Here is a 22,862-nt window from a genome sequence, read left to right as displayed (position 1 = left end):
GGCGGGGTACCCGCACTACAACGAGTTGACACACGCCCAGTGGCGACACCTCAGAGGCGGACAATTGACGATCGAAGCACACCGTGACATCCCCGCGGTACGACGCCTGACGGCACTCGACACCGCGCAGGCTCTTCTCCGCTCCGCAAGGGGCCGTTCCTACACCGAGGACCAGGCGTTCGACGAACTGCTCGACGCCTCGATGCGCTTCCACGTCGACATCGTCGACCTGTGCGAAGCCCTCACCGACCTGGCCACCGGTCCCGGCACCGTCCGGGGACTCCGACGTACCGTCCACGGACACCGGCGCGCCCACACCGTCGCGGCCGAACTGTGGGGCCCGCTGCTCGACCGGAGGACCGCCCCCGCCGAGAACTGATCACCGGAAGCGGATGCTCAGCGTGCGCCGGACGAGGTCACCGATCTCGTCCGCCCACGCGAGGATGCCGAGCGTCGAGTCGATGTTCCCCGGCGGCGTCCGTACCAGGGTGTCCCTGCGGATCAACCGCTCGAAGTCCACGGTCACCGGATCCGGGCGCACCCCGCCGTTGCCGTGGTGGAACTGCACCCCGGCGCGGCGCATCACGTTGATCAGCTCCTGCGCGAGGATCCCGTTCGCGACCGTCGTCGGATGCACGCCGTCGAGGGAGAACAGCCCGCCCGCGGCCCGGCCCCCACGACCGTCGGCCGTCAGGAACCGCGAGTCCGGCACGGGGTCGAGCGCGGCGAGTGCGGACGGGAGCGGGTACGGGGTCCACCACGCCGGACGGGCACCGACATCGGTGACGAAGCGCCGCGATGCGAGGCGCTCGAGCAGGCCGGCCACGTCCAGCAGATACCAGTCCCGGGCCGGGCCGTGCACCCCGGAACGAGCGTCGGCGACCGCCTGCTCGATGCGGTCGTTGTACAGGTCGATCGCGACGTCCACCGCGTACGCGCCGGCACCCGTGATGTGCTCGTCCTGAGCCGGGTCGAACCGCGCCTCCTCGATCCACGGCCGGGTGTAGTACGGGAAATAGGGCGACCCCGGTTCCATCTTGCGTCCGAGTCCCTTCGCGATCGGCGCGATGGTGACGTGGGGAATCGTGCACCACACGACGTGCCGCGCCCGGATCGCCGCCACCCGCTCGACCACCTCCGCGAACTCGGCCGCGAAGTGCTCGGGCCGCCAGATGGTGTAGGCGTCCTTCGCGGTGAGGTCGCGAAAGTCCGGACCGCTCCATGCGATGCGCAGGTCTGTGACCGTGCCGAGCGCGTTGTTGGAGCCGAGGAACACCACCAGCGTCTCGATCCCGGACTCGGTCGTGTCGTCGTGGTCGTCGCCGAGCGCCGCGGCCGCGTCGAACAACGTCATCGCCTTCGCCCCGTCGCTCCAGCGCGGATACACCTGCAACGCGGCGCGCTCCCCGTTGTTCTGCACGATCTGGTCGAGCAGGTCGTCGTTCGGTGCGGCGATCGCCGCCTCGCACGTCGCGGCCGTCTTGCTCAGGGCGTCGCGCAGGTCCCAGCCGAAACAGGACAGGTTGTGCTGGTATGCCGCCGGCAGCGGCGGCTCCCGACCGGGCCCGCGCTCCCAGTAGTCCTCCACCTGGTCCATGAACGCGCGGACGGCGAACAGCGCGAGCGGGGTCTCCCACATGTTCACCGACGGCCCGAAGCGTCGCTCGAGATCGCGCAGGAGCAGTTCGATGTTGAGCGGCAACCCGCCCGGACCGCCGTAGCGCGGGTAGCGGAACCGGCGGAGCCAGCCGAGTTCGTGGGCGACGATCGCGGGGACCGAGACGTCGGTGTGGAAGACGGCGCCGCTCTGGAACCCCTGCAGCACCGAGTCGCCGATCGCGACGAGCCGGTGCGGGGGCACCCCCTTGGTGTCGACCCGCACGTCGCGGCCGAGCGCCGGATCCGACACCGGCACCCGGGGGGCGGACGCCGCGCGCACCCGCACGTCCGCGGGTGTGCCGTCCGGGAGATCCATCGGAGTCACCGGCATTTCGTCCTCCCCCGGGCCGCGCGTGCGCCTGCTCCGAGCGTGAGCCGCGCGCGGTGGGTTGTCAACGACCCGGCCGGCGACCAATTCTGTAGGGCATGGCTACCGACGAGGACTTCGCGCACACCGACGAGGCAGCCCGCAATCGGCGGGAGAAGGCGCTCGTCCTCGCCCGGTTCGCCTGGAATCGCGGCATCACCGCGGACGAGCTGCTGGCCCTGAGCGACGACGTGCGCCGGAAGCTGGCCCGGGCCGCCGGAGCGCACCCGCCGCGCACGATGGAGACGTGGGCGCTCGTCGCGCGGCTGCTCACCGAGAAGTCGGCGTGGGCCGCGCAGCATCCCGGCCATCCCGCAGCCGCCCCCACCGCCGCGGACGAGAAGATCATGTGGGTGAAGAAGCCGCCGCGCCGGTGGCTGTGAGCCCCCCGGACCCTCACGCGCCGAGCGGGTCGAACGCGTACGACACGGCCGGCACCTGCATCGCGAACCGGACGAGGTGACCCTCGCGCGCGGCGCAGACGCTCCCGGCACCGCCGGGCAGGGGTGGCAGCGCGACGTCGCGTGGTGGGAGCAGCCGTCCCGGCACCGGCACGCCGTAGCAGCGGGCGTCGCCCAGCTCGATCCGGGCCACGCCGTCCGTGACGGTGGCGTCGACGAGCGCGGTGAGCCGGCGGCGGCGATGCGTCGCGCGGATCGATCCGTCGCGGTCGAGGGCGAGAACCCAGGCGTGGCCGAGGGAGTTGAGCCAGTCGAGCACGGTGCCGACGCCGCTGGTGCCGTGCACGTCGAGGCGGTGTGCGCTGAGCCGGGTGCGGAGCCCGGGGACGACACGCACCCCGTGCGCCACCACGGTCACCTCGTCCACCCGGCGCCCGCCCCAGTCGACCGCCGCGAGCTCGACCCGGGACTGCAGGTGCGCGCGGCGACGGCGCACCTGCACCGACCGCACCGTCGCCCGCACCGGCACGCCGTGCACGTCCGTCGCGACGGTGCGTCCGACGTATCGGTGCGTCAGGCCCAGAGCGAGCGCGGTGACGATCACGTCCGGGACCAGGGCGGTCGTCGTGCCGGCGGCGAGGTCGGCGAGCGGCTCCACCCAGCGGGTGGCCCACCCGTCCGCTTCGACGCCGGTGTCCATCCGGACATCATGCCCTCTCCGGCGCCGTGCGCCCCGCCTCGGCCGAATGTGACACGCGTTCAATGTGATCGAACCTGTGTGACATTCGGCCACCGCGGAGTCAGCGGTCGGCGTCGTCCCAGATCCGCAGGATGGTCGAGAGGATGTCCTCGGACACGCCCAGGCCGCCGAGGTGGCTCTCGCCGGGCAGGTGGTGGAACTGGGCGTCGGGCAGCCGGCCCACCACATGCAGGCCGTGTTCCATGGGGACGATGTGGTCCGTGTCGCCGTGCCACCACCGGACCGGCACCTTGACGTCCTCGAGACGGAAACCCCAGTCCCGGGCGAACGCCACGATATCGGCGAAGGGCGCGGCCATCTGCTTGCGGCTGCCGTTGAGCAGATCGTCGAGGAACATCGCCTTGAACTCGGGGCGGGCCAGTAACTGCCGGTCGGCCTCGGGCGAGAGCCACCCGTACATGTCGATGAGCGGCGACGCGAACGGCCGCACGACCCGGATCATCGACGTCACGCCCATGCCGATGGGGACACCCCAGACGGTGAGCAGCGGCGCGACCATTGTGCCCAACCGCATCAGGCCGCCGCTGATCGCGTCGGGCCCGACGACGGGCGCAACGCCCCCGAGCACCGCGGCGGCCACGACCCGCTCGGGCATCGCATGCGCCGCGGCGAGGGTGTAGGGGCCGCCGCCGGAGAGTCCGACGACCGCCATCCGGTCCACGCCGAGAGTGTCCGCGACGATGCGCAGGTCGTCCGCGAAGGCGAGGACGTTCTCGTAGCGGTGCGGACTCGACGAGCCGATGCCGGGGCGGTCGAGGCCGATGAGCCGTACGTGCTCGCGCTCGGCGTAGCTGCGTGCCTCGACGGGGATCTGCCGACGCGCCCCGGGGGTGCCGTGCAGCCAGAACACCGCCCGGCCCTGGGCCGATCCGAACTCGGCGAAGCCGATCCGGCGGCCGCCCCCGACCGCGACGGAACCTTCCAGCTTGGGACGTTCGACGTCGATCATGGGCGCCAGCATGCCACGTGGCTGCGGTCACACGACGCAGGTGTCCGTGACAGCGCGGGCCGGGCATCCCCGGCGACGGGCCCCGCGCTCAGCGCAGCGCGTCGATCAGCTCGCCGACGGTGTGTGCGGATTCGAGCGGATGACGGAGCCGCCCGGCCGGATTCACCGAGTACAGGTTGCGGCGGCCCGCGCGGGTGCGGGTCAGGTAGCCGCCGTCGACCAGGTCGGCGAGGATCGTCTGCACGGACCGCTCGGTGATCCCGATCCGCTGCGCGAGTTCGCGGACGGTGGGCTGTCCGCCTCCGGCGACACACAGCAGTACGTGCGCGTGGTTGGTCAGGAACGTCCAGCCCCGGGCACGGTCCTCGTCGCCGGCGGGCGGCGTTCCGGGGCGGGCGGAGGAGGTCACCCGCACACCATAGGGCACCGCGGTTTCCGGTATCGCGCTTCGCGCTCGGGCCGCGGCCGCATCCCTGGTGCGCCCGGGCGGCCCCGGGTAGGGTTCGCCGGGTGAACACCGGGCCGGCACTACGCCACTCACGGATCGGCGACCCGGTGGAGGTCTGAGCGTGGACCGCAACGAGTCGGCGCGGTTCTTCCGTGAACTGCTGGAACTGTCGGAAGCACCGTCCTGGGGCCCGTTCACCAACATCCAGCTCGACGACGGCGTACTGCTGCAGTTCGCCGAGCCCCCGGTGGAGATCCAGATGCAGCACTACGCGTTCATGGTCGACGACGACCTCTTCGACCGGGCGTATCGGCGGCTGTGCGACGCCGGCATCGAGCACTGGGCCGATCCGCAGATGCGCCGCCCCGGCGAAACGAACACGGGGCACGGCGGGCGCGGGGTCTATTTCAAGGACCCGGCCGGTCACGCGATCGAGCTGCTCACCCGCCCCTACCTCCCGATCCCTTGACAGCTAACCGGAAATATTATTCACTAATTACAGTTCGCGAAAGGGAGTATCCCTCCGCGCTTCGTCGTCAACTCGGGGGCCGTCCGCCGGCCCCCCGGCGGAGCGGGCTCGGTTCGAGCCGGGAAAGACTTTCGGCCGTTTCGAGGCTGAGAGGTGGTCCCGATGACCGTTCCGTTGTGGTTGTGGGCGGCGGTACTCGCCGCGATCGTGGCGATGCTGGCGGTGGATCTGTTCGCGCACCGCCGCGCGCACGTGATCGGCGTGCGCGAGGCCGCAGGCTGGTCGCTGTTCTGGGTCGGCACCGGCGTCGGATTCGGCGCGCTGATCTGGTGGCAGTACGGCTCGGAGTTCGGCCAGCAGTACTTCTCCGGCTACCTGATCGAGAAGTCGCTCGCCGTCGACAACGTCTTCGTCTGGGCGATCATCCTGACGTACTTCGCCGTGCCGCGTGAGTACCAGCACCGGGTCCTGTTCCTCGGTGTGCTCGGCGCCCTGGTGTTCCGGGGTCTGTTCATCGCGGCGGGCTCGGTCCTCATCGCGAGCTTCGGCTGGATCCTCTACCTGTTCGCGGCGTTCCTGCTCTACACCGGCTACCGGATGATCCGGCAGCGCGACGAGCACCTCGACCCCGAGAAGTCCCGGGCGCTGCGGCTGTTCCGCCGCCACGTACCGATGACCGACGCCTACCACGGACAGAAGTTCCTCGTCCGCCGCGGTGGTGCGCTGCTGGCCACCCCCCTGCTCGCGGTGCTGGTGCTCATCGAGATCACCGACATCGTCTTCGCGGTCGACTCGATCCCCGCGATCTTCGCGGTCACGGACGTGCCGTTCCTCGTCTTCACCGCCAACGCGTTCGCGGTGCTGGGCCTGCGAGCGATGTACTTCCTGCTCGCCGACCTGATCCACCGCTTCGTGTACCTGAAGATCGGGCTGGCGCTGGTGCTGATGTGGGTCGGCGTCAAGATGCTGCTGAAGATCGACGTGTTCTACGTGCCGACACCGATCTCGCTCGCCGTCGTCGCCACGATCCTGACCGTGTCGATCGTCGCCAGCCTGCGCGCCACGCGCGGCCAGGGCCGTCGCAGCCTCGCGGCGCCCGCGACCCCGCCGTTCCGGGTGGCCACAGCCGAGGAGACCGCGGCGCTCGAACCCGTGTGGCGGCTGCCGGGCAGCCAGCGCCGCGCGGCGCGGCCCGAGCGCGACGACAGCCTCAGCGGTGGGCGGTGAACGTGTACTGGCGAGTCGCCGCCTCCACGATCTGATCGGGGGTCACGTCGATCTCGCCGCCGAGCCACGCGGTCATGAGCTCGGCGAGGCCCCCGACGAACAGCAGCGCGGCGATCTGGTCGTGGGGCGGCTGCAGCGCGCGGTCGCCCCACAGCTCGCGGGATTCGATCGCGACGAGGTCCGCGAACTGGCGCAGCAGTTCCCGGCGACGGGTGCGCAAGGGCTCGGCGGCCGCGGACTCGACGACGGCGACCCGGCCCTTGCGCGGATCGTCGGTGAGGACCGCGACGAACGCGGCGATGGCGGCGCGGGCCCGCTCCTCGGGGCCGCGCTCGGATTCGGCGAGTGCCGTCAGCGCGCGCTCGCGGATCTCGTCGGCGATCCGCTCGACGACGCACACGAGCAGCTCGTCCCGGCCGGAGAAGCTCTCGTAGAAGTACCGCTCGGTGAGCCCGGCCTCCTGGCAGATCGCGGTCATGGTGGCACGGTCACCGCCCTCGCGGCCGAACACCGTCAGGCCGGCCGCGAGCAACTGCTCACGGCGGTCGGCGGTGCGCTGCTCGGCGCTCTTTCCGCGGTACTGACGACTGGGCCTGCCCATAGTCGAATCTTGACAGATCGCCGCCTGTGATCCACGCTACTGTCAATTGACAGAGCTTCATGTCAGATACGGTCCGACGAATCGGAGACCTCATGACGAAAGTGCTCGCGCCCTCCCCGCCCGGCCTGACCGCGGTACCCGGGGACGCCGGCCTGCCCTACGTCGGGTACGCCCTCGACTACATGCGCAACCCGCTGAGGGCCTACGACCGGCGATACCGCGAACACGGGCCGGTGTCCTGGTTCCGGTTCGCGGGCCGGCCCTGGGTGGTGCTGCTCGGACCCGACGCCTGCGGCGCCGCGCTGCAGAACCGCGACCGGGCCCTCGCGAACGGTCCGGGCTGGCGGACCCTCATCGGCCCGTTCTTCGACCGCGGCCTGATGCTGCTCGACGGCGACGAGCACCGCACGCACCGCCGGATCATGCAGCAGGCCTTCACCCGGGACCGCCTGGCCCGCTACACGGACTCGATGCAGCCCGCGATCGCACAGGCCCTCGACTCGTGGACACCGAGCGAGGATTTCCGCGCCTACCCGGCACTGAAGGACCTCACCCTCGGGCTCGCCACGTCGATCTTCATGGGCGGTGCCGAGGGATCGTCGGCCACCGAGATGGCCGAGGTGAACAAGGCGTTCATCGGGTGCGTGCAGGCGGCCACGGCGATCGTGCGCTATCCCCTGCCCGGAACCCGCTGGCGCCGTGGCGTGGTGGGCCGCCGCCGGCTCGAGGAGTTCTTCCGGCGTTACCTGCCGGCCCGTCGCGCCGGCGACGGCGACGACCTGTTCACCGCGCTGTGTCACGTGGAATCCGAGGACGGCGAGCGATTCTCGGACGAGGACGTCGTCAACCACATGATCTTCCTGATGATGGCTGCGCACGACACCTCGACCATCACGCTGTCCACCGTACTGCAGTACCTCGGCCAGTTCCCCCAGTGGCAGCAACTGTGCCGGGAGGAGTCGCAGGCACTCGGTACGACGACCCCGACTCTGGCGGACCTCGAATCGCTCACGAGCCTGGACCTGGTGATCAAGGAGTGCCAGCGGATCGTGACCCCGGTACCCGGCATCGTCCGGTACACCACCGCCGACACCGAGATCCTGGGCCACTTCGTGCCGCGCGGCACCCTGATCAACGTCGGGCTGCACTACAGCCACCACATGCCCGAGTTGTGGCCGGAACCGGAGAAGTTCGATCCCGGTCGCTTCGCACCGGAACGACGCGAGGACCGCGTGCACAAGTTCGCGTGGACGCCGTTCGGCGCCGGAGAGCACCGCTGCCTGGGCATGTACTTCTCCGGCGCCGAGATCAAGACGGTGCTGCACCACCTGCTGCTCGGGTACCGGTGGCACGTTCCGTCCGATTACGTTGCGCCGCTGAACTTCACATCACTTCCGTACCCGTCGGACGGGCAACCGATCGCGCTGCGCCGCCTCCGGTGACTCAGACGCGGCCCTTGACCATCCCGTGCCAGTACATGGCCGGCAGGCCGTAGCGCTTGAGCAGCCACATGTCGCGGCGATCCTTGGTGGTGTCGATGACCGGGATGCTCGGAGACGGGTTGAGCTCGTAGTCGAACTCCGCGAGCATCATCCTGTCCCGGGCGGTGACGAACGGGCAGGACGAGTACCCGTCGTAGCTCTTGCGCTTGCCGACGCCGCGCATCTCGGCGACCAGGTTGGCGACGAGGACGGGCGCCTGCTTGCGGACCGCCGCGCCGGTCTTCGACGTCGGCAGGTCCGCGACGTCACCGAGTGCGAACACGTTGGGATACCGGCGGTGCTGGAGCGTGTGCTTGTCGACCTCGACGTAGCCGAAGGGACTCGCCGGGTTGGCGAGCGGGCTCGCCGCGACCCAGCCGGGCGCGCGCTGCGGGGGCACGGCGTGGAGCATGTCGAACCCGACGACTTCCTCGGTGCCGGTGGCGTTGTTCACGATCGTCGCCTTGCGCGACGATCCGTCGAGCGCGGTCATCTCCGAGCTCAGGCGCACCTCGATGCCGTACTTCGCGGCGACCCCCTCGAGGGTCTGTCGCCAGGACGGGATGCCGAACATCGAGTCGCCGGGCAGGACGAGCATGACGCGGATCCCGTCCAGCAGGCCCTGCCGCCGCCAGTAGTCGGAGGCGATGTAGGCGATCTTCTGCGGCGCGCCGGCGCACTTGATGGGGCCGGCGGGCTGGGTGAAGATCGCCGTGCCGGAGCGCATGTTCCGGATCAGCTCCCACGTGTAGGGGGCGTACTGCGAGGAGTAGTTGCTCGAGACGGCACCGTGCCCGACGGCCTCGGCGAGGCCCGGCACGCCGTCCCAGTCGAGTTGCAGGCCGGTGGCCAGCACAAGGTAGTCGTAGCCGACGACGGTCCCGCGGTCGGTCGTGACGGTCTGCGCGCCGGGGTCGACGGCGGTCGCGGCGGCCCGGATCCACCGGACGCCCTTGGGGATCAGCTTCTCCTCGGCTCGGCGGGTCTCGTCCAGCGACGCCTGTCCGCCGCCGACGAGCGTCCACAGGGGCTGGTACCAGTGCTCGTCGGAGGGCTCGATCACCGCGATGTCGGTGACGCCGGCCCGGCGCAGGCGCGCAGCGGTCGCGATTCCGGCCGTGCCACCTCCGACGACGAGTACTCGATGTCGCGCGGCACCGTTGCCTGAATGGAGCGACATGTGAACAGTCCTTTCCGTCCGTGACGCAGGCGCGGACGCGGGCTGGGCCTCCACGCCCCTTGATACCCGGTGGGGTATTCAACGACGACTGTAGACCCGGGCCCGGGACTCTTCAAGTACCCCTCCGGGTATTCCTGCCCGGTGAAGGTCCCCGCTTCCCGGGACCTTCGTCCCTGCCGGGCGGGGCGCGAGGCCGTCGAGCTGCGCGACGGCGGCGACCAGGAGACGACCGCGACCGCGCCTCTACTCCGTCGCCGCGCTGACGACGTCGTCCTCGGACAGCAGCACCTCGGCCGCCGCCGGGCCGAGCGGCACGAAACTGTCGCGGCTGGTGACCCGCGAGATCCGGCCCCGGTAGCCCGCGTCCACCAGTGCGGTGACCACCGCCTCCGACACCCCGCCGCTGCGCCGCGTCTCGTCCACCACCAGCACGCGCGGGAAGGACTGCGCGCACGCCAGCAGTTCCGCCAGCGGCAGCGGCGCCAGCCACTGCAGGTCCAGCACGGCGGCCTCCACGCCGCGCGCCGACAGCCGACGGGCCGCGCGCAGGCTCATCCGGACGCCGTTGCCGAACGTCACGATGAGCACGTCGTCGCCCGTACCGTATACCCGCACCGAGCCCGGCTGTACCGCAACGGAATCGGGCGGCTCCTGCCACAGCCCGTCGCCCTCGTCGTACAGGTCGCGCTCGTGGTACAGCGCGATCGGCTCGAGGAACACGCACACCCGGCCCTCACTGCGCGCGAGGTGCACGCAGCTGCGCAGCAGCGCCCCCGCAACCGACGGACGGCTCGGCACCGCGAGCACCAGACCGGGAATGTCGCGCAGCACCGCGACGGAGTTGTCGTTGTGGAAGTGCCCACCGAAGCCGCGCTGGTAGGCGAGGCCGGCGATGCGCACCACCATCGGGTTGCGGAAGCGGCCGTCGGAGAAGAACATCAGACTCGCCGCCTCGCCGCGCAACTGGTCCTCGGCGTTGTGCAGGTAGGCCAGGTATTGGATCTCCGGAATCGGCAGCAGGCCCGCCACCGCGAAACCCAGTGCCGTACCGAGGATCGTCTGCTCGTCCAGGATCGTGTCGAAGACGCGGTGCGGCCCGAATCGGCGGAGCAGACCGCGCGTGAGCCCGTACACCCCGCCCTTGTCCGCCACGTCCTCACCGAACACGAACGACTCCGGTATCGCCTCGAGAATCCCTGTGAGCGCGGCGTTCACCGCCTGGGCGAGCGTGCGGGGCTCCGGCGACGGGAGCCCCGGCTCGTCCGGAACCCGCCGGCGACCGTGCGCGTGCAGCGGCCGCATCACCTCGGCGGCCGATACCAGCCGCGGGGCGGTCGCGAGCGCCTCCATCTCGGCGGCGACGACGGAACGCATCTCCTCGTATCGTTCGAGAATCCTTGCGGAGGAAAGTGTTCCGCGGTCGACCAGAGTACGCGCGGTGGCCAGCAACGGATCCCGGACGTAGTCGGCGGCGATCTCCTCGCGGGTGCGGTACGCGGTCTCGGCGTCGGAGCCGGCGTGGCCGAGGAACCGCACCGTCTTCAGGTGCAGCACGGCCGGTGCGCGGGAGGTGCGGACGGCGACGAGCAGGTCCGCGACGGCGGTGAGCACGCCGACCGGGTCCGCGCCGTCGGCCGCGCGGTAGCTCACCCCCGGATACGACGAGAGGGTGCGTTCCGCCCAGCCCTCCGGCGTCCGGACGCTGATGCCGAACCCGTTGTCCTCGCACACGAACAGCAGCGGCAGCGGCAGCCCCCGGTACGCGCAGTAGGCGGCCGCGTTGAGCGCCCCGACCGCGGTGGAATGGTTCGCCGAGGCGTCCCCGAAGCTGCACAGCACCACCGAGTCCGCGGGCCACGGGCACTGCAGGCCCAGCCGGGCCGCGCGGGCGAGGGCGAACGCCGTCCCCACCGCGCGCGGCAGATGGGAGGCGATCGTCGAGGTCTGCGGGAGAATGTTCAACTCGGCGTTGCCGAACACCTTGTGCCGGCCGCCGGAGATCGGGTCCAGCGTCGAGGCGGTGCAGCCGGCGAGCACGTCCCGCACCGGCGTCGTGCCCGGCACCCGGGCCGCCCGCGCGGCATAGAAGGCCCCCGACCGGTAGTGCAGCAGTGCCGGATCGGTGACCCGGGACAGCAGGCCCAGGGCGGCGTTCGCCTCGTGCCCGGCCGAGCCGATGGTGTAGAACCCGGCACCGCGCCGCTGCATCTCCCGGGCCGCGAAGTCGAGGTGACGGGACTGCAGTTGGGCGTCGAAACAGCGCAGCACCAGCTCGTCCGGTACCTGTCCGGCCACGGCACGGCCGGCGCTCCAGCCGCGGACGGTGGCGGTGAAGTACTCGTCGAGCGGCTCGGCCGTCATCGCGCTTCCCCACACCCTCGCAGGTCCTGCCCAATACTGTGTACCGGCACAGTACCGCCCGGTCCCGGTCGGCGCGGGTCGCCCCGCCCGGCCGCACATGCAGGCCGGGACCGAACGGAAGGAACACCGAGATGTCCACCCGCCTCACCGACGGGGAACTCGTCGACCGGTACCTGCACGCCGTCCTCGTCCACCTGCCGCGGTCCCGGCGCGACGACGTGGCCGCCGAACTGCGCCGGCGCATCGACGACGCCGCCGCCGACCGCGACGTGCGTGAGGTGCTCGCCGGCCTCGGCTCCCCGGAGGATCTCGCCCGCACCTACCGGGGCGCCCCGCGGCACCTGATCGGTCCCCGGCTCTACGACACCTACCTACGGGTGCTGTGGCCCGTCGTCGGGGTCGTGGCGGCGGTGCTCGGCGGACTGACCCTGCTCGGCGCCCTGACCGAGGCCACCGCTCCCGCGGCCGCGCCCCTCGACACCGCCGACGTCGTGTGGGACGCGATCGACGCGGCCCTGACCGGCGGTGTGTACGCCGCGTTCTGGGTGACCGTCGTCTTCGCGGTGCTCGAGCGCACCGCGCCCGCCGGCACGGACCTCGGCCGGTGGGACCCGGACGACCTCCCGGCGGTGCCGCACGGCCGGGAGATCCCCGTCGGCGAGGCGGTCGCGGAACTGGTGTTCGCGGTGGTCGTGCTGATCGGGGTGGCGAGCCTGTCCCCGTCGCTCGCGCCGTCGTTCTTCGGTGCCGGGTACGAAGCCCTCGACCCCAGCTTCACCGACCGGCTGGTGCCGGCGATGATGGCCGTCGCGGCGCTGTGGGTGGTCTCGGCGAGCGTGGCGCTGGTCGTGCGCAGCTGGACGACGGCCGTCACCGCGCTGTCGGTGGTCTCCGATCTGCTCGCCGTCGCGGTGGCCACGGCCGTGCTCGTGCACCGGCCGTACTTCTCGCCGCAGTTCCTTTCCGACCTGCGCGAGCGCACGGGCTCCGACCTGACGGCTCAGCTGAACCTGGCGGTCGGCATCGTGTGCATCGTGGTGATCGTCGCCTCGGCGGTCGGGGTGGTGACGGCGGTCCGCAAGCACCTCGCGCACCGCCGCGCCTGAGGCCCGGCCGTCAGCAGGTGGCCAGGACGCCGGCCATCGCGTCCCTCTCGTCCGGCGTGATCCACAGGCCGTACTCCGCCTTCACCTCGATCTGCCGGGAGACGTAGGTGCAGCGGTACTCCGAGTTCGGGGGCAGCCACTGCGCCGCGTCCTTGTCGCCCTTGCCCTGGTTCGTGGGCCCATCGACGGCCTGCAGGTTCCGGGGATCGTTCGCGAGGTTCTTGCGGGCCTGCGCATCGAGCAGCCGCGCACCCTTCTGCCACGCGTCCGACAGGGCGACGACGTGATCGATCTGCACCGCCGACGACGTGTCGACGCCGCGCCGGAAGTAGATCTCCCGCCCCGTGTACGGGTCGTACAGGGTCCCCGCCTCGACGGTGCACTCCTTCGTCACCGGCGCCAGCTTGATGTTCACGAGATCCCGCTTCAGGACGTCGTTGCGCGTGTCGCAGCCGTTGCGCCCGCCCGCGACGGTCACGTCGTCGGTCCATGCCGGCCCGAACAGGGCGCGGTCGTAACCGCCGGACGGGTCCGGTTCCCGCACGGCGAGGCTCTTCAGCAGTTCGACCGCCTCGGCGGCGGCGGCCGACGACGGGGCCGGCGCGGGCGCCGACGTGGACCCGCCGGGACCCGCCTCGTCGCCGCCGTACGTCTGCTGGAGGACGACGAACGCGACGAAGGCGAGCACGTAGGCGAGCAACCACAACCAGCGCCGGCGGCCGGCGGAGTTCGCCGCGGCCACTACTGCGCGAGCGGCGGCATCTTCACGACCTGTCCCGCGTAGGACAGGCCGGCACCGAAGGCGAGCAGCAGGCCGAGCCCACCCGGCTGGACCTGACCGGTGCGCAGCATCTTCTCCATCGCGAGGGGGATGGAGGCGGCGGAGGTGTTGCCCGTCTCGATGATGTCGTCGGCGACGGCGACCGTCTCCGGCAGGTCGAGCTGGCGGACGATGACGTCGTTGATGCGCAGGTTGGCCTGGTGCGGGACGAACGCGTCGAGGGCGGCGAGCTCGACACCGGCCTTGTCGGCGATCTGCCGGGCGATCTTGCCCATCTCGAAGGCCGCCCAGCGGAACACCGCGGTGCCCTCCATGATGATCCAGGGCCGCTTCTGATCGGGGTTGTTCGCGAAGTTCACCCAGTCGGGTTCCTGGCGGATGGCGTCGGCCTGCGAGCCGTCCGATCCCCACACGGTGGGGCCGATGCCCACCTCGTCGGACGGGCCGACGACCACGGCGCCGGCGCCGTCGCCGAAGATGAACCGCACCGAGCGATCGGTGGGCTCGGTGGTGTCGCTCATCCGCTCGACGCCGATGACGAGCGCGTAGTCCTCGGTGCCCGCGCGCACCAGGTCGGAGGCGACGCCGAGGGCGTAGCAGAAGCCGGCGCAGCCTGCGGAGATGTCGAGGGCGGCGGCGCCGCCGGTGCCGAGGGCGTCGGCGACCAGCGCGGCGGACTGCGGGGTCTGGTACGGGTAGGTCGAGGTCGCCACGATGACGGCGCCGAGCCGGTCGCCGGTGATGCCGGCGGCCTCGAGCGCCTTGCGGCCCGCGGAGATCGCCATGTCGAGGACGGTCTCGCCGGTGTCCTCCGCGAAGCGCCGCTCCTTGATGCCGGAACGGGACTGGATCCACTCGTCGCTCGAGTCGATCTGCTGACAGATCTCGTGGTTGGTCACGATCCGCTCGGGGCGGTGCACGCCCAGCCCGAGCAGTGCGGTGTTCCGCAGCGGGGCGGGACCGGCGATCTGTGCACCCATCAGGCGAACTCCTCTTCTTCGTGCACTGGCTGTCAGTGCATCGCGTTCCTGACACGGTAACGCGCGCGCGAATCGTAGCGGAGCCGACCCGTCGGCCACGGCCCTTGCGCGCGGGCCGCCGGGACACGCCGACGGGCCCGGGACCGCGTGTGACTACTGCCACCTCCTGTTACCGTCTGTGGCCGTGCACACACGTAATGGGGGTTACCGACGTGCTTCCGCCCGCCTCGGAGTCCTTGCGCTGACCTGTGCCGCCGTGACGGTGGTTCCGTTCGCGGGCACTGTGGCGGCGAACCCGAACGCGATCAATCCCATCCCGGGACTCAACGGGGTCAACGGCCTGCCGGAGCTGCGCGGCCGCACCCAGGTGGTGGCGCAGCAGACCGGGATGCTCAGCACCAACCGCACGCAGGACATGAACGTGCTCGGCACCGACCTCGGCGTCATGTGGGACAACGGCCGCGGCCAGGTGCTGACCGCGTTCGGCGACACGGCGGGCCTCGGGCTGCCCAACCTTCTCTCGGGCAGCATCTGGGCCTGGCGCAGCAGCGCGCTGTTCCGCAGCTCGGACCGCAACCTCACGGACGGAATGACGTTCGACAGCGCGGCCCGTGACTTCTTCGGTCAGGCGAAGGAACTCGTACCGAGCCCGAAGATCCCGTTCGTGGAGATCAGCCGGATCCCCACCGCAGGGATCGCCGTCGGCGACACCCAGTTCCTGAGCTTGATGTCGGTGAAGAACTGGGGGCAGGCCGGCTCGTGGGAGACCAACTTCTCGGGGCTGGCCTTCTCCCACGACAACGGGGAGAACTGGACGGTGGCGCCGCAGACCGAGCGGCCGAGCGTCGGCGGGAACCGGAACTTTCAGATGGGCGCCTTCGTCCGGCACGGCGGGTTCGTCTATCAGTACGGAACGCCGCCCGGCCGCGGCGGCCTGGTGCACCTGGCGCGCGTGCCGGAACTGCAGATGCTCGATCTCGCGGCGTACGAGTACTGGGACGGCGGCGCGTGGGTGCGCGACGTGAATGCGGCCCGCCCGGTGATGGCGGGCGGCGCGGCCGAGCTGTCGGTGCAGTGGAACGACTACCTCGGGCAGTTCGTGCTGCTGACCACCGACGGCCACAACTCCGTGGTGCTGCGCCGCGCCCCGTCGCCCACCGGCCCGTGGAGCGCGCCGGAGGTCGTCGTCGACACCCGGGAGCTGCCGACGGCGTACGGCGCGTACATCCACCCGTGGTCGTCGGGTCCGGACCTGTACTTCCTCACGACCGTGCACCAGAACTACAACGTGCTGCTGCTGCGTACCACGCTCCACCCCTGACCGGCGCGGCGTCCGGGCTACCGTGCGTCCATGGACGCACAGGAGTGGGATGCGCGGTATGCGGAGAGCGAGACGGTGTGGGGATCGCCGCCGAACCCGGTGATCGTCGAGTTCGCGACGTCGCTGCCGCACGGCCGGGCACTGGATCTGGGGTGCGGCGAGGGCCGGCACTCGCTCTGGCTGGCCACGCGCGGCTGGGAGGTGACCGGCGTCGACTTCTCCCGGGTGGCGGTGGACAAGGCCCGGGCGATCGCTGCGCAGGCGCCGCGACGGGTGCGTGAGCGCCTGACGTACGCGTGCGCCGACGTGACCGAGGTCACCTTCGACGCCGAATATGATCTCGTCCTCTCCGCCTATCTCCATTTCCCTCCGCCACAGCGACGAGCATTGATCGACAATGTGATCGCGGCCCTGAAACCTGACGGAATCCTCATATTTCTGGGGCACGATTCGACCAATCCCACCGAGGGCGTCGGAGGTCCTCGCGATCCCGAGATCCTCTACACACCAACGGATCTCGCCGAGGAAATGCACGACCGTCTGGATATCCGGACCGCCGAGCGGAGAATGCGGGAAACGGACGCAGGAATGGCGATCGACGCACTGGTCGTGGCACGCAAACCGACCCTTGGCAGTTAGTTGCCCGGCGGGTAACATAGGCGGATGTTACCGACGAGTAATAACTTGGGCGGTACTCGAACACTGCTTGACCGCACCATCTCACTGGGAGTAGCGCAGACATGGGCCATTACAAGAGCAACCTCCGGGATCTGGAGTTCAACCTCTTCGAGGTGCTGAAGATTCAGACGCTCCTCGAGGCCGGGAAGTTCGGTGACCTCGACGAGGAGACCTCTCGTGGCATTCTGTCCGAGGTGAAGACCCTCACCGAGGGCCCCGCGGCGGAGTCGTTCGCCGAAACCGACCGCACCCCCCCGGTCTTCGATCCCGAGACCCACTCGGTCTCGCTGCCCGAAGGCTTCAAGAAGGCGTTCAACTCCTGGTACGAGGCCGGCTACTGGTCCATGGGCCTCGAGGAGGAGATCGGCGGAACGCCGGCGCCGCGCGCCCTGAGCTGGGCCGTCAACGAGATGATGCTCGGCGCCCAGCCGGCCGCCTTCATGTACGCCGCCGGTCCGTCCTTCGCCGGCGTGCTCCACGCCAACGGCACCGACGAGCAGAAGAAGTGGGCCGCGACCATCGTCGAACGCGGCTGGGGCGCCACCATGGTCCTGACCGAGCCCGATGCCGGTTCCGACGTCGGCGCCGGCCGCACCAAGGCGATCAAGCAGGACGACGGCTCCTGGCACATCGAGGGCGTCAAGCGGTTCATCACCTCCGCCGACTCCGACGATCTGTTCGAAAACATCTTCCACCTAGTCCTCGCACGCCCCGAGGGCGCCGGCCCCGGCACCAAGGGCCTGTCGCTGTTCTTCGTCCCGAAGTTCCACTTCGACTTCGAGAAGAACGAGATGGGCGAGCGCAACGGTGTGTTCGTCACCAACGTCGAGCACAAGATGGGCCTGAAGGCGTCCGCCACCTGCGAGGTCACCTTCGGCGGCCACGGCGTGCCCGCCCAGGGCTGGCTCGTCGGCGAGGTCCACAACGGCATCGCCCAGATGTTCGACGTCATCGAGCACGCCCGCATGATGGTGGGCACCAAGGCCATCGCGACCCTCTCCACCGGCTACCTCAACGCCCTGGCCTACGCCAAGGAACGCGTCCAGGGCGCCGATCTGACCCAGATGACCGACAAGACCGCCCCCCGGGTCACCATCACCCACCACCCGGACGTGCGGCGCGCCCTGGCCATGCAGAAGGCCTACGCCGAGGGTCTGCGCGCGGTCTACCTCTACACCGCCGCCCACCAGGACGACGTCGTCGCCGAGCAGATCTCCGGCGCCGACCACGAGCTGGCGCACCGCGTCAACGACCTGCTGCTGCCCATCGTCAAGGGCGTCGGCTCCGAGCGCGCCTACCAGTACCTGACCGACTCGCTGCAGACCCTCGGCGGCTCCGGCTTCCTGCAGGACTACCCGATCGAGCAGTACATCCGCGACGCGAAGATCGACTCCCTCTACGAGGGCACCACCGCCATCCAGGCGCAGGACTTCTTCTTCCGCAAGATCGCCCGCGACCGCGGCGTCGCCCTCGCCCACCTCACCGGCCAGATCCAGAAGTTCCTCGCCTCCGACAGCGCCGACGAGCGCCTCAAGTCCGAGCGGGCCCTGCTCGCCACGGCCCTCGAGGACGTCCAGGCCATGACCGCCACCCTGACCGGCTTCCTCATGGGCGCCCAGGAACAGCCGACCGAGCTGTACAAGGTGGGTCTGGGCTCGGTGCGGTTCCTGCTCGCCTTCGGTGACCTGCTCATCGGCTGGCGCCTGCTCGAGCAGGCCGAGATCGCCCTCGCGGCCCTCGACGCCGGCCCGGACGCCAAGGACAAGGCGTTCTACGAAGGCAAGGTCGCCATCGCCGGCTTCTTCGCCAAGAACGTCCTGCCCGAGCTGACCGCCGTGCGCGGCATCGTCGCGAACGTCGACCTCGACATCATGGAGCTCGACGAAGCGGCCTTCTGAGCCGTGGCAGGTGGCCGTGGCAGGTGGCCGTGGCAGGTGAGCGAATGTATCGTCCGCTACCGCTGAGGAGCTGAACGATACATTCGCTCGGCCCGGCCCGGCCCGGCCCGGCTCGGCCCGGCCCGGCTCGGCCCGGCTCGGCCCGGATCCGAGTGAGTAGGTAGTACACAGGACTGTGCCCTCCCGTTTCGTAACGGGAGGGCACAGTCGTGTGCAGGCTGGTTCCGCCGCTACGGCGTGCCGGTCTGCGACGTTCCCGCGGGGGCCGCGGCCGGCGCATCCCCGGATTCGTCCGGGGTGCTCGGGGCGGGCTGCGGGGTCGTCGTCACGGCCGGTCGCGCGCCGGCGGGTGCCTCCGCGCCGCCTCCGGGCGTCTCCGCCTCCCCGGGCGTCGGCTGCGACGGCGCGGCCGGTGCCGCCTCCGGCGCGGGCTCCGGCTCGGCGCTGACGCAGCGCACCACGGGCACCGGGTCGTAGCGGACCGTGCGGGTGGTGCTCGAGATCTGCCGGCCGGTGGCCGCGTCGGTGATGATGCGGGTGTCGCTCACGGTGAAACCCTGCGCGCCGCTCGACGGGATGCACCCCGGCCCGGCCGGCAGGGTGATCGTGTTCGGCGCCGTGAAGTTCGTGCGGGAACCGGTCACGGATTCGACGTCCACGGTCTTGGTGCCCCAGATCCGCACCGTGATGTCCGACGACGTGCCGATCGCCTGGATCAGCACCCCGGTGTCGAACGGATTGCGGAACTTCAGGTCGATCGCGCCCTCGAAGACCGTCGCCTCCCGGGCCGCCGGATACCGGGAGATGTAGTAGCTGTGCTCGGTGTGCTCGACGTCTTCCATGCCTGCGAAGTACGTCGCGTTGTACAGGGTGGTCGCGAGCTGGCTGATGCCGCCGCCCACCGCTTTGGATGGGCGCCCGTTGTTGATGATGCCGGACTCGACGTACCCCTGCGCCGCGCCGCGCGGGCCGGTGTAGCCGTTGAGCGAGAACGTCTCCCCCGGCTTGACCAGCGCACCGTTGATCTCCGAGGCCGCCAGGCGGATGTTCACGCCCGAGGCGTACTCGAAGCCCCCGGTGGTGAACTCGCCGATCACCTCGCGGATGCCCAGCTTCTCGGCGGCCTCCGTGGTCAGCTTGGGAGCGACCGGCTTGTACACGGCGTCGGTCACCCGCTCCCCCGGCGCGGCCAGCAGCTGCGGCAGCGATTCGAGGCTGACCGCCCAATCGACGAGCTCGCCGTCGACCGACGGGATCACCGTCGGGCCCCCGCCCTCGAGCACGATCCGGGCGTCTTTCGGCTCCACCTCGGTCGCGGCCAGTTGCGGCCGGAGGATCTCGGTCGCGGCCTCGATCCCGTACTGCGGGGTCAGTCCCCCGTTGCCGTCGGGCACGAAGGTCAGCACGGCGCCGACACGGTCGCTGGGCAGGGTCGCGACGGCCCCGTCGCGACCGCGCACCGTCACGTCGGCTGCGACGGCGGGGTCCGCGACGTCTCGCAGTGCGCGTTCGAGTCCCTCGGGCGTGACCGTCACCTCGACCGTCTCGACGGGGAACGCGACGTCGCCGAACGCCCAGCGTTCGGCGAACAGGTCTGCGGAGGCTTCCGCATCGAGCGTCTGCCCGGGCAGCGGCGGCACGGGCACCGGGGTCGCCCCGTCGAACACGAGGTTGCCCTCCCGTGGCGGCCGGTCGGCGACCGCGCGGACGCCGCCGATCGCCGCCGACAGCGCGGCGTCGTCGCGCGTCGACACGACGCCGATCTCGTTGCCGCCGCCGAAGAACGACGTCACGCGGGTGATCGGGTCGAGCGGCTGCGATCCGATGCGGTCGAGGGTGTGCTCCCAGTCGACGTCCAGACCCGCCTGCGCCGGCACGATCTGCGCGGTCACGTCGCCCGCCGTGACGGTCACGGGCTCGTCGACGCGTGGCCCGAGTTCGGTCCGCAGGATCTGTTCCGCCTCCGCGACCGACCGCCCGCCGATCTCGATGCCGGCGACGGTGACGCCGCGCGGCACGTTGCCCGACGAGACGGCGAGGTCGCCGACGTAGAGGGCGGCGAGCACGGCGGCGACGCCGCCGACCACCAGCGCGATGCGACGCCAGGGCGGACCGCCGTCGCGTCCGGGTCCGGCCTGCGCCGGCTCGGCCGGTGGCGGTCCGGGCGGTGGTGGCTCGGCCGGGGGCGGTCCGGCCGGGGTGCCGGACTCGGGAGGTACGGTCGCCGGCCGAGGGGCCGCTTCCTGCTCGGTGGCCGGCTCCCGGGAGGCGTCGTCCGACAGGGTGGGGATGACCTCGGTCTCGACCTCGGCGTCGGTGCGGCCGGACGCCGGCGCGACGACGGGCAGCACGGCAGTGGGCGCCTCCCAGGGCGGCACGTCGGCGTCCGCCGGCGGTTCCGGCTCGGCGTCCGGGACCTGCTCGGGTGCCCCGGCAACGTCGCCGGCGACGGGCTGCGGGGGCGGGGTGGGCTCGGCGCTCGCCACGGGGACGGCCTCCGTCCGGTTGCCGGCGGCGTCCTGGGGCGTCGCCTCCGGCTCGGGGACGGCGGACCGAACCTCGTCCTGGCCGTCCTCGGGGTCGTTCGTCCCGCTCTTGCCGCTCACCCATGTCCTTTCACCGGGGTGCGCCCCGGATCGGGCGCACCACTCGGTATCCAGCCTAATGTCGGGTTCCCGGCGCCCCCGAGCCGATGGGCGGTCCGAGCCCCCGCGGACAAGCGAAAGACCTCGCGTTGCCGCCAGGTCGGGGGTCAGGCAGCAACGCGAGGTCGACTGGTTTATCGGCGGCCCCGCCGGGGCGTTACAGACTTCCGGGATTTTTTCCGGACGGGGCCGCCGGGGTCGGCTCAGGCCTCGAGGATGGCGGTCACACCCTGCCCACCTGCGGCGCAGATCGAGATGAGGCCCCGCACGGGCTTGCCGGTCTCCTGCCGCTTCTCATGCAGCATCTTCGCCAGGGACGCGACGATGCGGCCACCCGTCGCGGCGAACGGGTGCCCGGCCGCCAGCGACGAGCCGTTGACGTTGAGCTTGCTGCGGTCGATGGACCCGAGCGGAGCATCCAGACCGAGCCGGCCCTTGCAGTACTCCTCCGACTCGAACGCCTGGAGCGTGGCCAGGACGACGGAGGCGAACGCCTCGTGGATCTCGTAGAAGTCGAAGTCCTGCAGCGTCAGGCCGTTGCGCTTCAGCAGCCGCGGGATCGCGTAGGTGGGGGCCATGAGCAGGCCGTCGCCACCGTGGACGTAGTCGACCGCCGCGGTCTCCGAGTCCACGAGGTAGGCGAGCACGGGCAGCCTGCGCTCCGCAGCCCACTCCTCCGAGGACAGCAGCGCCGCCGACGCACCGTCGGTGAGCGGGGTCGAATTGCCCGCGGTCATGGTGGCGCCGCCGAGCTCGACGCCGAACACCGGCTTCAGGCCGGAGAGCTTCTCGACCGTCGAGTCCGGGCGCAGGTTGTCGTCGCGGGTGAGGCCGAGGAACGGGGTGACGAGGTCGTCGAAGAAGCCACGGTCGTAGGCGGCGGCCATGTTGCGGTGGCTCGCGGCGGCCAGCTCGTCCTGAGCCTCCCGGGCGATGCCGAACTCCTTGGCGGTGATCGCCGCGTGCTCGCCCATCGACAGTCCGGTGCGGGGCTCGCCGTTGCGGGGGATCTCGATGCCGAGCATCGACGGCCGGACCTGGCCGAGCAGCTTGACGCGGTCGCCGGTCGAGCGGGCCCGGTTGAGGGAGAGCAGGAACTCGCGCAGCTCGTTGTTGACGCCGATGGGGGCATCGGAGGTGGTGTCGACACCGCCGCCGATGCCGGCCTCGATGCGGCCGGCGGCGACGGCGTCACCGACGGAGATGATCGACTGCAGGCCGGTGCCGCAGGCCTGCTGCAGGTCCCAGGCGGGGGTGTGCGGGTTCAGCGCGCTGCCGAGTACGCACTCGCGGATCAGGTTGAAGTCGCGGCTGTGCTTGAGGACGGCCCCGCCGACGACGGCACCGAGCCGCTCGCCCTGGAGGTTGAACCGGCTCACCAGCCCGTCGAGCGTGGCGGTGAACATGTCCTGGTTCGACGCGCGGGCGTACGTGCGGTCCGACCGGGCGAAGGGGATCCGGTTGCCGCCGAGGATTGCGACACGGCGCAGCTGCGTGGAACGAGCGGTGGTGGTCACTGACGTCTCCCGGGATGCTGGTGGATACAGACT

20 protein-coding genes are annotated in these 22,862 nt (G+C 70.9%); 9 read left to right on the top strand and 11 right to left on the bottom strand.

Translation table 11 applies throughout. The annotated features are described in order from the left end of the window. Window positions 1-64: 64 nt before the first annotated feature. Window positions 65-379, top strand: a complete 315-nt coding sequence (locus OCS65_RS06005; RefSeq protein WP_029546005.1) for an ANTAR domain-containing protein — start codon at window positions 65-67, stop codon at window positions 377-379. Here the strand turns inward: OCS65_RS06005 and OCS65_RS06000 are convergent, their stop codons facing one another. Further along, window positions 380-1,990, bottom strand: a complete 1,611-nt coding sequence (locus OCS65_RS06000; protein ID WP_037201160.1) for a hypothetical protein — start codon at window positions 1,988-1,990, stop codon at window positions 380-382. 95 nt (window positions 1,991-2,085) lie between these two features. Here OCS65_RS06000 and OCS65_RS05995 point away from each other — a divergent pair, with 95 nt between their 5' ends. Next, window positions 2,086-2,409 (top strand): hypothetical protein, encoded by a 324-nt coding sequence (locus OCS65_RS05995; RefSeq protein WP_006931622.1) that lies wholly within the window; start codon window positions 2,086-2,088, stop codon window positions 2,407-2,409. A gap of 13 nt (window positions 2,410-2,422) precedes the next feature. Here the strand turns inward: OCS65_RS05995 and OCS65_RS05990 are convergent, their stop codons facing one another. From OCS65_RS05990 to OCS65_RS05980, 3 genes are all read right to left on the bottom strand, one after another. Further along, the gene (locus OCS65_RS05990) at window positions 2,423-3,127 is read right to left on the bottom strand and encodes a hypothetical protein (protein WP_202917635.1); all 705 of its coding nucleotides are present in this window, start codon (window positions 3,125-3,127) and stop codon (window positions 2,423-2,425) included. A gap of 100 nt (window positions 3,128-3,227) precedes the next feature. After that, window positions 3,228-4,148, bottom strand: coding sequence for an alpha/beta fold hydrolase (locus OCS65_RS05985; RefSeq protein ID WP_037201162.1), 921 nt, complete (start codon window positions 4,146-4,148; stop codon window positions 3,228-3,230). A 76-nt stretch (window positions 4,149-4,224) separates the two neighbouring features. After that, window positions 4,225-4,545: a helix-turn-helix transcriptional regulator gene (locus OCS65_RS05980; protein WP_029546012.1), complete on the bottom strand. Its 321-nt coding sequence runs from the start codon at window positions 4,543-4,545 to the stop codon at window positions 4,225-4,227. A gap of 160 nt (window positions 4,546-4,705) precedes the next feature. Here OCS65_RS05980 and OCS65_RS05975 point away from each other — a divergent pair, with 160 nt between their 5' ends. Next, complete coding sequence (locus OCS65_RS05975) at window positions 4,706-5,053, top strand: VOC family protein (RefSeq protein WP_029546013.1); 348 nt, start codon at window positions 4,706-4,708, stop codon at window positions 5,051-5,053. A 162-nt stretch (window positions 5,054-5,215) separates the two neighbouring features. Then, window positions 5,216-6,280, top strand: a complete 1,065-nt coding sequence (locus tag OCS65_RS05970; protein WP_029546015.1) for a TerC family protein — start codon at window positions 5,216-5,218, stop codon at window positions 6,278-6,280. Here OCS65_RS05970 and OCS65_RS05965 read toward each other — a convergent pair. Next, complete coding sequence (locus OCS65_RS05965; RefSeq protein WP_029546018.1) at window positions 6,264-6,881, bottom strand: TetR/AcrR family transcriptional regulator; 618 nt, start codon at window positions 6,879-6,881, stop codon at window positions 6,264-6,266. The two genes, OCS65_RS05970 and OCS65_RS05965, sit on opposite strands and share 17 nt — an antisense overlap. A 92-nt stretch (window positions 6,882-6,973) precedes the next feature. Here OCS65_RS05965 and OCS65_RS05960 point away from each other — a divergent pair, with 92 nt between their 5' ends. Next, complete coding sequence (locus tag OCS65_RS05960; protein WP_029546020.1) at window positions 6,974-8,323, top strand: cytochrome P450; 1,350 nt, start codon at window positions 6,974-6,976, stop codon at window positions 8,321-8,323. Between the two features lies 1 nt (window position 8,324). Here the strand turns inward: OCS65_RS05960 and OCS65_RS05955 are convergent, their stop codons facing one another. Together OCS65_RS05955 and OCS65_RS05950 are read right to left on the bottom strand one after the other, a co-directional pair. Further along, the gene (locus OCS65_RS05955) at window positions 8,325-9,542 is read right to left on the bottom strand and encodes an NAD(P)/FAD-dependent oxidoreductase (RefSeq protein ID WP_029546022.1); all 1,218 of its coding nucleotides are present in this window, start codon (window positions 9,540-9,542) and stop codon (window positions 8,325-8,327) included. A gap of 243 nt (window positions 9,543-9,785) precedes the next feature. Further along, complete coding sequence (locus OCS65_RS05950; RefSeq protein ID WP_029546024.1) at window positions 9,786-11,903, bottom strand: thiamine pyrophosphate-dependent enzyme; 2,118 nt, start codon at window positions 11,901-11,903, stop codon at window positions 9,786-9,788. A gap of 131 nt (window positions 11,904-12,034) precedes the next feature. Here OCS65_RS05950 and OCS65_RS05945 point away from each other — a divergent pair, with 131 nt between their 5' ends. Further along, the gene (locus OCS65_RS05945) at window positions 12,035-13,009 is read left to right on the top strand and encodes an HAAS signaling domain-containing protein (RefSeq protein WP_029546026.1); all 975 of its coding nucleotides are present in this window, start codon (window positions 12,035-12,037) and stop codon (window positions 13,007-13,009) included. A 10-nt stretch (window positions 13,010-13,019) separates the two neighbouring features. On the opposite strand, the gene OCS65_RS05940 is transcribed toward OCS65_RS05945, so the two are convergent. Together OCS65_RS05940 and OCS65_RS05935 are read right to left on the bottom strand one after the other, a co-directional pair. Next, complete coding sequence (locus tag OCS65_RS05940) at window positions 13,020-13,751, bottom strand: HNH endonuclease family protein (protein WP_006931648.1); 732 nt, start codon at window positions 13,749-13,751, stop codon at window positions 13,020-13,022. Further along, the gene (locus OCS65_RS05935; RefSeq protein ID WP_006931650.1) at window positions 13,751-14,770 is read right to left on the bottom strand and encodes a beta-ketoacyl-ACP synthase III; all 1,020 of its coding nucleotides are present in this window, start codon (window positions 14,768-14,770) and stop codon (window positions 13,751-13,753) included. Before OCS65_RS05935 ends, OCS65_RS05940 begins: the two co-directional genes overlap by 1 nt. A 184-nt stretch (window positions 14,771-14,954) precedes the next feature. Here OCS65_RS05935 and OCS65_RS05930 point away from each other — a divergent pair, with 184 nt between their 5' ends. From OCS65_RS05930 to OCS65_RS05920, 3 genes are all read left to right on the top strand, one after another. Next, a complete protein-coding gene (locus OCS65_RS05930) occupies window positions 14,955-16,091 on the top strand; it encodes a DUF4185 domain-containing protein (RefSeq protein ID WP_414602381.1) in 1,137 nt (378 codons plus the stop codon). 30 nt (window positions 16,092-16,121) lie between these two features. Next, window positions 16,122-16,730 (top strand): class I SAM-dependent methyltransferase, encoded by a 609-nt coding sequence (locus OCS65_RS05925; RefSeq protein ID WP_029546031.1) that lies wholly within the window; start codon window positions 16,122-16,124, stop codon window positions 16,728-16,730. Window positions 16,731-16,831: 101 nt separating this feature from the next. Continuing rightward, window positions 16,832-18,667, top strand: a complete 1,836-nt coding sequence (locus tag OCS65_RS05920) for an acyl-CoA dehydrogenase (protein ID WP_006931656.1) — start codon at window positions 16,832-16,834, stop codon at window positions 18,665-18,667. A gap of 230 nt (window positions 18,668-18,897) precedes the next feature. Here OCS65_RS05920 and OCS65_RS05915 read toward each other — a convergent pair whose 3' ends face one another. Continuing rightward, on the bottom strand, window positions 18,898-21,273 hold the full coding sequence (locus OCS65_RS05915; protein ID WP_201356140.1) for a VanW family protein: 2,376 nt from the start codon (window positions 21,271-21,273) through the stop codon (window positions 18,898-18,900). A gap of 242 nt (window positions 21,274-21,515) precedes the next feature. Beyond that, a complete protein-coding gene (locus tag OCS65_RS05910) occupies window positions 21,516-22,829 on the bottom strand; it encodes an acetyl-CoA C-acetyltransferase (RefSeq protein ID WP_006931659.1) in 1,314 nt (437 codons plus the stop codon). Window positions 22,830-22,862: the final 33 nt, after the last annotated feature.

Source organism: Rhodococcus aetherivorans, from assembly GCF_025722975.1.
Lineage (GTDB): Bacteria > Actinomycetota > Actinomycetes > Mycobacteriales > Mycobacteriaceae > Rhodococcus > Rhodococcus aetherivorans.
The sequence above is the reverse complement of the archived record's forward strand: the minus strand, read 5'-3'. Positions and strand labels throughout refer to the sequence as shown.

Excerpts from the sequence above, each read along its gene's own strand:
- OCS65_RS06000 (WP_037201160.1), bottom strand. The coding sequence starts at position 1,990 with ATGCCGGTGACTCCGATGGATCTCCCGGACGGCACACCCGCGGACGTG.
- OCS65_RS05950 (WP_029546024.1), bottom strand. The coding sequence starts at position 11,903 with ATGACGGCCGAGCCGCTCGACGAGTACTTCACCGCCACCGTCCGCGGC.
- OCS65_RS05970 (WP_029546015.1), top strand. The coding sequence starts at position 5,216 with ATGACCGTTCCGTTGTGGTTGTGGGCGGCGGTACTCGCCGCGATCGTG.
- OCS65_RS05995 (WP_006931622.1), top strand. The coding sequence starts at position 2,086 with ATGGCTACCGACGAGGACTTCGCGCACACCGACGAGGCAGCCCGCAAT.
- OCS65_RS05960 (WP_029546020.1), top strand. The coding sequence starts at position 6,974 with ATGACGAAAGTGCTCGCGCCCTCCCCGCCCGGCCTGACCGCGGTACCC.
- OCS65_RS05920 (WP_006931656.1), top strand. The coding sequence starts at position 16,832 with ATGGGCCATTACAAGAGCAACCTCCGGGATCTGGAGTTCAACCTCTTC.
- OCS65_RS05935 (WP_006931650.1), bottom strand. The coding sequence starts at position 14,770 with ATGGGTGCACAGATCGCCGGTCCCGCCCCGCTGCGGAACACCGCACTG.
- OCS65_RS05965 (WP_029546018.1), bottom strand. The coding sequence starts at position 6,881 with ATGGGCAGGCCCAGTCGTCAGTACCGCGGAAAGAGCGCCGAGCAGCGC.
- OCS65_RS05945 (WP_029546026.1), top strand. The coding sequence starts at position 12,035 with ATGTCCACCCGCCTCACCGACGGGGAACTCGTCGACCGGTACCTGCAC.
- OCS65_RS05955 (WP_029546022.1), bottom strand. The coding sequence starts at position 9,542 with ATGTCGCTCCATTCAGGCAACGGTGCCGCGCGACATCGAGTACTCGTC.
- OCS65_RS05985 (WP_037201162.1), bottom strand. The coding sequence starts at position 4,148 with ATGCTGGCGCCCATGATCGACGTCGAACGTCCCAAGCTGGAAGGTTCC.
- OCS65_RS05925 (WP_029546031.1), top strand. The coding sequence starts at position 16,122 with ATGGACGCACAGGAGTGGGATGCGCGGTATGCGGAGAGCGAGACGGTG.
- OCS65_RS05990 (WP_202917635.1), bottom strand. The coding sequence starts at position 3,127 with ATGGACACCGGCGTCGAAGCGGACGGGTGGGCCACCCGCTGGGTGGAG.